Source organism: Natrarchaeobius chitinivorans (genome assembly GCF_003841505.1).
Lineage (GTDB): Archaea > Halobacteriota > Halobacteria > Halobacteriales > Natrialbaceae > Natrarchaeobius > Natrarchaeobius chitinivorans.
Map to the genome: position 1 here is coordinate 162,333 of NZ_REGA01000007.1, position 9,914 is coordinate 172,246.

A 9,914-nucleotide genomic window follows, 5' to 3' on the forward strand; every position below is an offset into this window, starting at 1 on the left:
ACACCGATCTCGACCTTCCGGATCGCTCCGCGGGCGGAAACCCGATCGAGCGCTCCACTGAGAAACCCAGTGAGGGCCGTTCGAACGAGCGCCCTACCGAGGAAAACGAAGGGGAAAACTCGAGCGAGGCAACTGAGTCGATCGGCGACGGCCGATCGGACGTCCCGCCGCCGCAGTTCGGTCAGATGAGTGAGACACCGTCCGAGCCGGAATCGTCGATGCCATCGACAGCGGATAGTTCGTCCTCCGACGGAAGACCGGCTCTCGACGGCCACGGGGACAACTCCCAGTCGATCGAGGAGATGCTCCTCGAGTTCGACGATCAGGAAGGGTTGATTCGCGATCGGACGCTGCTCGATCCGAACTATATCGTCAAGGAGGATCGGATCGTCGGTCGGGACCACCAGCTTCAGGAAGTCACGAAGATGCTCCGAGTCGCGCTCGGGGACAACCGACCGCCGAACCTCTTTCTGTACGGACCATCCGGGACCGGGAAATCCCTCATCACGAAAGCCGTCTGTAAGAACATCAGCCAGATCTGTGAGTCCCGCAACATCCGGTTCGGAACGATCGAGGTCAACTGCCAGGATCTCGACACACTCGGCGTTGCGGTGTACGAACTCGCCGGCCGTGCTGCAGAGGAAGCCGGCGTCGGCGTCGAGGTTCCGAAACACGGCGTCGCAACGAAAGAGAAGTGGGACGAACTGTACCGAATCGTAAACGAGAACTTCGATTCGATCGTGTTCGTCCTCGACGAACTCGACATGCTCGTGGGACGCCGAGACAAACAAGAACCGGCGTTCTCCCGCCTTCTCTATCAGCTTTCCCGCGCCGGAGCCAACGACGACCTCACCGCCCATATATCGCTTGTCGCTATATCGAACGACACGAAAATGATGGAGTCGGTCGGCAGCAGAGCGTTGAGTTCGTTCACGCCCGAAGACGTCCACTTCGACGACTACGATGCGAATCAACTGCAAGCCATCCTCCGACGACGGCAGGACGCCTTTTACGACGGCGTACTGGACGACGACGTCATCCCCCTGGCTGCTGCGTTCGCCGCACAGACACACGGCGACGCGCGAAAAGCGATCGACCTGATGCGCGTCGCCGGAGAACTCGCGGAGCGAGAGGGGAACGAACGAGTCCGCGAGATACACGTCAGGCAGGCCCAGGACAAAGTCGAGAAGAACCGCGTTCTCGAGGTCGTTCGCGGTATCAGTACCCAGAAAAAACTCTGTCTGTACGCCACGGCGGCCGTCGCCGGTGAAACCGACGGCGGAACGGCTCGAAGCACGACCGGCTACCGCGTCTACGAGTTCCTGACCGACACGATCGGGGCGGATCAGTACCACCAGGAGACGTACGTCAACAAGATGAAAGAACTCACGACATACTCGCTGGTCGACTTCGAACGCCGCAGTCACGGACCGAGTTCGGGAATGTTCCTCGAGTTTCAGTTCGGCGAGCGACCGGAGACCATCCTCGAGACGCTCCGGGAGGACTCCCGTCTCGACTCGGTCTCCTCGAGCGAGGTCCAGTCGGTCGTCAAATCCCGACTTCGCCAGAAGTCCTGACGTAGCTTCGCTTCTGTCGGGATCGTCTTTGCTCTCATACAGTTCACTCCAAGTCAGTACCGGAGCGACCGCGGAATGGCACCCGGTCGTTCCGATACACAGTGACAGCAATCCGTATCAGTCATCGACGGACCCCTCTATCGAAGTGTTCGCAGTGGAAAATCGGATCCACCGACGGCTGATCGCCTCGAAAGGTATCGACTGCTGATCGCCTCGAGCGCCATCGATCGTCCGCCGTCGACCGCGTAGTCGTTCGTCGTCTCGTCCCCGAAACTGGCTCACGCCCTCACTCCAACGGTGCGTCCCACTCTTTCACTCCGGCGGTGCGTCCCACTCTTCCCCGTCGTCTTGCGGGTCGTACCCGATCGTCGCACGGGCGTGTTCGAGGTCGAACCACCGGCGTCGGTTGTCGCTTACGCCGTAAAATACACCGTAATCGACGCATCGGTCGTGTAAGCAACACTCGACCTGGTGGGCGAAGTCGCGTCTGGATTGCCACATCGCCTTCATCCGCGCGACCATCTCCTCGTACTCGTCGCTGTCACGACTCCACTCCCCGTCGTCGACCCCGCTTTCGGCATCGCCGTACGGGTGATCGTACTCCGAGTGGCGGACACTACAGATCCGGAGGGCGTAAAACCGCTCTGGATACTCGCAGTTTTCCACGTAGAACCGTCCGAGGTCTTCACCGAAGCGCTTGGAAACGCCGTAAAACGAGTCCGGGCGGACCGGGTCCGTGTGGTCGACGACGATTCCCGCCTCCGGTTCGTAGATTTCCGGCGCGAAACTCGCCTCGTACCCGCCGACGACGTGATTGGACGAGGCGAACACGACCGATTCGACCTCGGCTCGACGCGCCGCCTCGAGAACGTTGTACGTCCCGACGACGTTCGGCTCGAGGACGTCGTCGAAACTACTTTCGACCCGTGGATACCCAGCCAGGTGGACGACGGCGTCCTGTCCGTCCATTGCGTCCCGGACCGCCTCCTCGTCCGCGACGTCGGCAACGACCGTCTCGTACTCGCCGTATTCGTGGTCCTCGTCGGGATCGGAGCGATCGAGATACGTGAACTCGTAGCCGCCCGTCCCGTGTAAGTGGTCGATGAGCGCCGTCCCGCATCGTCCGTAGGATCCGGTAACCAGTACGTCCATGCGTGGTGGTGTACTCCCTCTGAGGTAATTCTCGGGGCTATCCATGGATCGAGTGCCACCTCGCTCGGAGCCGGACCTCGAGCCGAATTATGCGTGAGAGAGACCGACTCCTCGTGACCCGGCTGTGGGTTCGGCCGAATATCTCCGGGACCAATAATAGGTCAGGTCGGATCGTAACCCGACGTATGGTTTCGTTTTCATCGCCGTTCGGGGGCGACGACGGGGGCGGACTGTTCGACGAGTACGACCAGTTCGTCCCGGACCACCTCCCGGAACCCGGACCGTTCCTCGAGGCACATCGCGTCCTCACGGACGACGAACACGCCGAGTTCCACACGCGGACCCGCGACCTCTTCGAGGAGCGGAAAGTCTACGATATGACGTTCAACTACAACCTGGCACGGCTCAATCTCGATACGCGTCATCCGGGTGCGGGATACCGCTACGCGGAAGCGACGGACGATTCGTCCGTCCTCCGGGCCGAGTTCACGCCGACGACGCCGTTCTGTCCCCAGGCACACACTCTCACCATCGGATCGTTCCGCGCGTGGAACGGGCTCTCCGAAGAGCACGAGTACGACCTCGTTCGCGTTCGGACCGCGCCGATGCACCACCAGAGCGAGTCGATCAACGAACAACTCGAGGAACTCGAGGAGGCGTACCTCGAGACCGGCTCCGTCCAGCACCAACCCGACGGAGACGTCGGATCGAACCCCATGGAGCGGGCGATGCAAAGCGAGGGGCCAAGCCGCGGAAATCCGGACGCGCCGTTTTGAGTGTTACCGTCGGACAGAAGTCAGTGAGACGTCGGTCGCGAATTCGTGGCCGTCGACGTCGAAGACGGCCGCAAGGAAGCGACCGATCGTCAAATAGTTCTGTCCGGCAGTATGTATCTGTCCGAACCGGTTAGGCCCGGTTTCTCCGACCGCGAGTGAAGATGTTCGGAGGTACTGGGACGTAGACCCCGCTCCAAGGACATCAATATGGGCGCGATACTGGGGAATATCGATGCTGACCAGAGCCCGCCACTGACAGTTCCGCTTCGACATTTCCTCGTCGGAATCGGATTCCTCCTCGTCGGTGCAGTCGTCGGACCGTTGAGTGCGATTGGCGTATTTTCTGCTACCCTCTCGCTCGCACACGTCCACCTGTTGCTCGCCGGCTGGGTGTGCGTGACGATCATGGGCGCGATGACACAGTTCGTTCCTGTGTGGTCCGCCGTCGAGTTACACTCGAGACGCCTCGCGAAAACACAGCTGTGGATCGTCACCGTCGGATTGGCGGTGTTCGCTATCGCTCTGTTGACGGGGACGTACCGGTGGCTCCCCGTTGGAGGGGTGGTGATGTTGCTCGGATTCTGGGTCTTCGTTTACAACGTCGGTCGAACGCTCGCGTCCGCCCGGCCGTGGGACGTCACGGAACGTCACTTCGCGATTGCGCTCGGCTTCTTCGTGCTGTTGACCACGCTGGGCGTGACGCTGGCGATCGGATTCGTCTCCCCGGTCTTTCGCAGCTGGCCGGTCTCACACGGGAGCGTGCGGCTGGCCCACGCGACGCTCGCGGTCTACGGGGCCGTCCTGACGACGGTCTTCGGGGCGCTGTATCAGCTGGCGACGATGTTCACGCAATCGGATCTCCACGGTATCGACCACGCCATCCAGCGCCTCGAGGAGATCGGCTTTCCGATCGGCGTGGTCGCGTTGGCCGGCGGTCGGCTGTTCGAGATCGGGCTGGTCGCCCGCGTCGGTGGGATTTTGATCCTCGCGAGCGTCCTCGGATTCGGCGTCCTCCTCGCTCGACGACTGTACGAAGCGCAGGTTCCGTGGACTCCGATGCTGAGCCGGTACGTCGTCGTCGCGACGGCAATGGTGCTCTGGCCGCTCTGGACTGGAGTCTACTGGGTTCGCGATCCGCTCGATCCGACGACGCTCTTTGGCGCCCCCGGGTCGGTCCACCTGCTGGCGTTTGGGCTGATCGGGTTCGTCGTTCTGGGAACGCTCTATCACATTATCCCGTTTATTATCTGGGTCCACCGGTACAGCGACCTCCTCGGCCTCGAGGACGTCCCGATGATCGACGACCTCTACGACGACAGGCTGGCGGCGGCTGACTTCGCGTTGCTCACCGTCGGGCTCGGCATCGTCGTTCTGACGGACGTCATTTCCCTCCCCACGACGGTTTCTGTCGTCGGCGGTGGTGCCGTGATCGCCGGAGCCGCGATTTTCGCCGCGAACATGGTTCTCGTCGTGCGGCGACACAGTCCACAACCCCTTCTGGGAATCCTTTTCGACCGATTCGCCGTGAGGGGAGACGGCAAGCAATCCCAGACCGGCGCCGAATCCTCTCACTTACAGCCCTGACTCGAGCTGGATTGATACAAGGTAAACCAGCGCGGAAACCGCAAAAATGACGAAGTGAACGAGGTGCAGCTGGTTTTTCGGGCCTTCTCTGGGACAGTCGAGTATCGGTATCGCGAACGGCGACTCTGTGACTCTGTAGCATCCGATTCAATGACAACCCCTGTACCGCCGTGTGCGGGGTAGTTGACCGACGACGCCAGCGAAGGTGTTCGGGAAATGAGACTCACGGCTTCCCACACCACGTTGTATCGAACGATGGCTACCACACATTCGTCGACGGATGTCGGTGGGAAAACTCCCCTACCCGAGTCGCTGAACGAGACCGAAGGCTGGTACCTGCTTACCGTCTACTGGCTCTCGAGTCCGAACGACGCCCGCGTCCGAAATGGAGAACTCGCAGCCGAACTCGATATCGAACCGGGAAGCGTCACCGAGATGGTGAGGAAGCTGTCGACGGATGACCTCGTCCATCACGAAAAGTACGCCGGCGTCGAGACGACGACCCGAGGCGTACGGATCGCCGAATCGCTCGCGTGGCGACAGTGTGTCGTCGTCGCGTTTTTCGATCACGTCCTCGGCTACGAGATCGACGGACGGACCGCCTACCGAATCGGGTTCAGCCTCCCGCTCGAGGCGATCGAGCGGTTAGAGACCCGAGTCGAGAACCCACGCGACGACGCCTGCGATCGGATTCGACCGGATTCTGGGCGCTGTTTCGTCACTGCCTGTGCGGAGTGATACGGATTGCTGTACCGATCCGTCGGTGGGCCACGACCCGTCTGCAGTTGTGCCGGTAATGACGTACAGCGGACCGTACGAGGCATCTGGCGACCGTCTCGAGACCTGGACCTCGGGAAAATCCAGCGATCCCGACGAATGGGTGCTTCGCATCGGTGGTACGGTCGATACGTCGGTTCGGGTCGATCAGGACGACCTCGTGTCGTATCCCCTCAAGTCGGCGACCGAAGACTTCGCATGCGCCGAGGGGTGGGTCGCCGAGGGTCTCTCGTGGCGTGGTATCCGCGTCGAAACGCTTCTCGAGCGCGCTGGGCCGACGGACGGGAGCGAATACGCGCTCGTCCGCGCAATGGACGGCGAGTACGCCTGTTCGTTCCCGCTCGAGCGACTCGCTGATGCGGTCCTCGCGCTCGAACTCGACGGCGAACCGTTGCCCGTCGAACACGGCGGACCGGCCCGGCTGGTTCCGCTCGAGGACGATCGCGATTACTGGGAGAGCATCAAATGGGTTTCGGAGATTCTGATCGGCGAGACGCCGTTTGCGGACGACGATACTGCGAAGGAATTGGTACTCTTACGGATCGAAGACTGATACGGTTTGCTGTAAATCATTACCGGCGCACCCGCGACCCAGGCGACGGGTGTGCCGGTACACAGGTACAGTAATCCGTATGAGAGACGCCGTTTGGTCCACCGTCAGGACGCGATCGTGCTCGAGAGAGGGTGACGGTACTGGACGCCGGTGTCGTACGCCCGTGACGAATTGCCCTGCGGACGGGAAGTAATAATGGCCGTTTCCCCCTTACGGGTAACTATGTCATACGAAACAACGACACTCGATACATTTCTTTCGGAGATCGCATCACAACAGGTCGCACCAGCCGGAGGATCGAGTGCGGCCGTCGTCGGAGCCATCGGCACGTCGCTCTGTGAGATGACGTGCATCCACACGATCGGAAAAGACGGGTACAGCGATGTCGAGTCCGAACTGAGATCGACGCGTTCTACCCTCACGACGTGTCGTGGGCAACTGCTCCAGCTTGCCAACCTGGACGCCACAGTGGTTGAGGAGCTACTCGAGGCCCCTGGCGAGAATCGCCAGCGCAAAATGAAACGCTCGATCGGTGTTCCGCTCACAATCGCCCAGGCGTGTCTAACCGTTCTCGAGTCGGCTACCGTGGTGACGGCGAAAGGCAGCGACCCTGCCCTCACAGATGCGATCGCTGGAATCTTATTTGTCGACGCTGCACTCGAGGCCGCCGTGTTAACCGTTCGAACAAATCTCGAGTACATCACCGATACGGATTTCATCGAAAAAATAGAACGAACGCTTCGACGGATCGAATCTACGGCAGCGGAGACCCTCGACGGGATCAGTTCGAATGGTCTTGTTGAAACCCTCTGACGGTGATCGTTTTCAGAGGCTGTGCTGAATACACAGCGCGAATGCAGCACGTCCCACGACTGCTATCGGTACGATGGTGCGTAGCTGTTCACCGTGCAGGCGACACATCACGGGTGATGCCGGGATTAACATTATACATGCTGGAGTTGGATGTCGGACGCTATGGTCAACGATGGCGATGGCCCTGTCTACTACGTGATCAGTGATCTCCACATGGGCGGCGACGAACAGCTGGGTGAGATCGATTTTCTCGACGAACTACTCGATTTTCTCGGACGCCTGGAGACGGTCGACGAAGACGCGGAGCTACTGATCAACGGCGACGCGTTCGGGCTGTGGGAGTTCACCGACATCGACGGGCTAGCGAAATTCGACGTCCTGACCGAGCGGTATCCAGCGCTATTCGATCAGCTGCGCGCGACGGGCGAGTCAATCCCGATTACACTGTTGCCGGGCAACCACGACCACGAGCTTTCCGCGTACGACGAGTACGTCGAGCGATTAGCCGAGTACAACGTCGACCTCGTCCAGTCCGAGTCGATCACCCGGCCAGTCGGCGGTCGCACAATCTGGTTCGAACACGGTCACCAGCAGGATTCCAACAACCGGTTCGAAGACTTCGGCAACCCCTACGAGACACCGCTTGGATACTACTACAACTCGCTCGTGACGAGCCGTGCGGGCCAACTGTCCAGGCGTGGGCGGTACAACTGGTTGAAGGACGTCCAGGCGGTCACGCCGACCGAGCGTGTCCCGCGCTGGCTCGTCTCGAAGTACTTCTACCGCGAGATGAGTCCTCTCTTGCGCTATGCGGTGATCCCGTTTCTGTTGCTGTTCAATTTCAGCGTCATCCTCGCGGTTCTGGCAGGGCTGGACGTGGCTGGCATCTGGACGATGCCAGTCGAGACGGCGGATGCGATTTTCGCCCAGATTGGTCTGGTTGGCGAGGCAGTTCACTTCATCCTCGTGGTCACTGCGGCAGTCACCGGCGTGCTCCTCCTCGCGGCGATTCCTCTGTACCTCATTCTCCGTGACGTCGGGAAAACCGTCGACCGGTTCGGTGTGTTCGAGACCGATCTCACCGTTGACCCCGCCGAACCCTACGAGGAAGCCGCCCGAGAGGTGTTCGAGGAGCACCCGAAGACGGCAGTTTTCTGCTACGGCCACACCCACCGCCCGACGATGACCGAGGTCGGGGATCGCTTGATCATCAACACAGGGACGTGGCTGAAGCGTCTGCACCGCCGGGACGTCATCGCCGGGGTGCTTCCGCCGGTGTTCTACCCGTCCTACCAACTGTGTGTCGTCCGCATCTCCTCGGAGCCAGACGGTGTGGCAGTTGAGTACGAAGAGATCCACAAGGCCGACCCCACCGTAGAAGAGCTCACCCTCACAGAGCGCCTTCTGACGCTGGGCCGGAAACCGACTGCGGAGCTTCCTGGTCGGTCGGTCGTCAGCGACGAGATACCGGCATCTGTGTCCGAATCCGGCGAATGAACCGGTTCGTTGGCGAACGAACGCCAGTGGGGCTGTGTTTGTCGTCCGCCACACGCCAGCGCCTGTCGTGGCCTGATACGGTGATGTCGGCCTCGATGCTACTCGGCGACGCTTCGGAACTCAAGGGACGTGGCATGAGGGTCGGTGGATCGATACTATCGTCACTAACCCACAGCCCACGAAGTCGGTTTGCTGCATCCATCCTCTATATTCAGCAGCCCTCCCTCTCGGAATTACTTGCATTCACCCTCCTCGGATGCAATAGCGAGCACTCGTTCGAGGTTGTGAACGACACTTGATGACGAGTTCCCGGAACTGCTTCAGCCAGAGGCGTGACCGCACGAATGCACCGAATTTCTGTTTGATCGCTGCGTTGACTGTCTCGTTCATGTTCCGCCGATGGTAGAGATCGCTGCCCAGCCGTGCATTCCATGCTTTGTGGAGTGAGGTAAACTCACGATGCTTGATTAGTGGTCGAATATTGTGGTCGCTGGCGAACTGCCGAAGCTTCTGATCGTCGTATCCCTTATCAGCGGTCAAGACTGCGATGGACTCTGCGTTCCGTTTCACTACCTGTGGCCCAATTTACATATCGTGCTTTCGCGCTGTCGTCACGTGAATATCGAGAACGGCGTTGGTAGCTGTATCGACCAATAGCGTTGTCTTCAACTGCTGGATGGTGAGGTTCGTTCGCTTCGTGTAGTGTGTTGAGGCATGCGCCCGCTCAAACCCGGACGCATCGATGCCGGTGACACCGTTCAGCGGCAAGTCCGCGAGCGAGACGTTCAGTAACACTCGCCAGACGGTCATCCCTAAGCGGTCGAAGGCTTTGCAGAGTGTCGAGGGTGCAGGGATCGAGTCGAGATCAAGGGCGTCACGAATGCTGGGCATCTCGATGAGTTCATCGACGAGGTCGCGGTACGCGGTTGTCTTTTTCACCTTGAGACAGAGCAGGACAACGTGTTGCCGGAGCGTGAACCGCTTCCGCGAATAGAGATCGAGCCGAGTCTGAGGGTGTCATAGAACTCTTGTCACACCGTGATGATCGTACTTCCCGGATTGTCTCCGCGTTCGTAGTTGGTAATTGCAACGACGAGGCGAAGGCACAGCGCGAGGAACACCTGCGCTCGTGCGTGGACGCGGCCTCGGGCGTGCGTTCGCCCGAGGCCGCAGTCCTTGACTGAT

The 9,914-nt window shown here is 60.4% G+C and carries 8 protein-coding genes and 2 pseudogenes; 7 read left to right on the plus strand and 3 right to left on the minus strand.

Annotated features, from left to right (window positions below):
• Positions 1 to 218 precede the first annotated feature (218 nt).
• Positions 219 to 1,577: an orc1/cdc6 family replication initiation protein gene (locus EA473_RS10335; RefSeq protein ID WP_394341305.1), complete on the plus strand. Its 1,359-nt coding sequence runs from the start codon at positions 219 to 221 to the stop codon at positions 1,575 to 1,577.
• Between the two features lie 312 nt (positions 1,578 to 1,889).
• Here EA473_RS10335 and EA473_RS10340 read toward each other — a convergent pair whose 3' ends face one another.
• Positions 1,890 to 2,729, minus strand: coding sequence for an NAD-dependent epimerase/dehydratase family protein (locus EA473_RS10340; protein WP_124195583.1), 840 nt, complete (start codon positions 2,727 to 2,729; stop codon positions 1,890 to 1,892).
• Positions 2,730 to 2,914: 185 nt separating this feature from the next.
• Here EA473_RS10340 and EA473_RS10345 point away from each other — a divergent pair, with 185 nt between their 5' ends.
• The 6 genes from EA473_RS10345 (at position 2,915) to EA473_RS10370 (ending at position 8,729) form a co-directional block, all read left to right on the plus strand.
• Entirely contained in the window at positions 2,915 to 3,505 is a 591-nt protein-coding gene (locus EA473_RS10345) for a hypothetical protein (protein WP_124195584.1), read from the plus strand.
• Positions 3,506 to 3,712: 207 nt separating this feature from the next.
• Positions 3,713 to 5,089, plus strand: a complete 1,377-nt coding sequence (locus tag EA473_RS10350; protein ID WP_124195585.1) for a hypothetical protein — start codon at positions 3,713 to 3,715, stop codon at positions 5,087 to 5,089.
• A gap of 255 nt (positions 5,090 to 5,344) precedes the next feature.
• Positions 5,345 to 5,827 carry a metal-dependent transcriptional regulator gene (locus tag EA473_RS10355; protein WP_124195586.1) on the plus strand — a complete coding sequence of 161 codons (483 nt, stop codon included), beginning with the start codon at positions 5,345 to 5,347 and terminating at the stop codon, positions 5,825 to 5,827.
• 58 nt (positions 5,828 to 5,885) lie between these two features.
• Complete coding sequence (locus tag EA473_RS10360) at positions 5,886 to 6,419, plus strand: molybdopterin-dependent oxidoreductase (protein ID WP_124195587.1); 534 nt, start codon at positions 5,886 to 5,888, stop codon at positions 6,417 to 6,419.
• Positions 6,420 to 6,641: 222 nt separating this feature from the next.
• Positions 6,642 to 7,232: a cyclodeaminase/cyclohydrolase family protein gene (locus tag EA473_RS10365; RefSeq protein ID WP_165875259.1), complete on the plus strand. Its 591-nt coding sequence runs from the start codon at positions 6,642 to 6,644 to the stop codon at positions 7,230 to 7,232.
• Positions 7,233 to 7,394: 162 nt separating this feature from the next.
• Positions 7,395 to 8,729 (plus strand): metallophosphoesterase, encoded by a 1,335-nt coding sequence (locus EA473_RS10370; protein WP_124195589.1) that lies wholly within the window; start codon positions 7,395 to 7,397, stop codon positions 8,727 to 8,729.
• 233 nt (positions 8,730 to 8,962) lie between these two features.
• Here the strand turns inward: EA473_RS10370 and EA473_RS22765 are convergent.
• Positions 8,963 to 9,722: pseudogene (locus EA473_RS22765) on the minus strand (IS5 family transposase); the annotation flags it as partial.
• A 38-nt stretch (positions 9,723 to 9,760) separates the two neighbouring features.
• Positions 9,761 to 9,914: pseudogene (locus tag EA473_RS10380) on the minus strand (IS5/IS1182 family transposase); the annotation flags it as partial.

What these genes read in the sequence shown, in the direction of transcription:
- EA473_RS10365 (WP_165875259.1), top strand. Translation starts at nt 6,642, where the DNA reads ATGTCATACGAAACAACGACACTCGATACATTTCTTTCGGAGATCGCA.
- EA473_RS10340 (WP_124195583.1), bottom strand. Translation starts at nt 2,729, where the DNA reads ATGGACGTACTGGTTACCGGATCCTACGGACGATGCGGGACGGCGCTC.
- EA473_RS10345 (WP_124195584.1), top strand. Translation starts at nt 2,915, where the DNA reads ATGGTTTCGTTTTCATCGCCGTTCGGGGGCGACGACGGGGGCGGACTG.
- EA473_RS10350 (WP_124195585.1), top strand. Translation starts at nt 3,713, where the DNA reads ATGGGCGCGATACTGGGGAATATCGATGCTGACCAGAGCCCGCCACTG.
- EA473_RS10360 (WP_124195587.1), top strand. Translation starts at nt 5,886, where the DNA reads ATGACGTACAGCGGACCGTACGAGGCATCTGGCGACCGTCTCGAGACC.
- EA473_RS10370 (WP_124195589.1), top strand. Translation starts at nt 7,395, where the DNA reads ATGGTCAACGATGGCGATGGCCCTGTCTACTACGTGATCAGTGATCTC.
- EA473_RS10335 (WP_394341305.1), top strand. Translation starts at nt 219, where the DNA reads ATGCCATCGACAGCGGATAGTTCGTCCTCCGACGGAAGACCGGCTCTC.
- EA473_RS10355 (WP_124195586.1), top strand. Translation starts at nt 5,345, where the DNA reads ATGGCTACCACACATTCGTCGACGGATGTCGGTGGGAAAACTCCCCTA.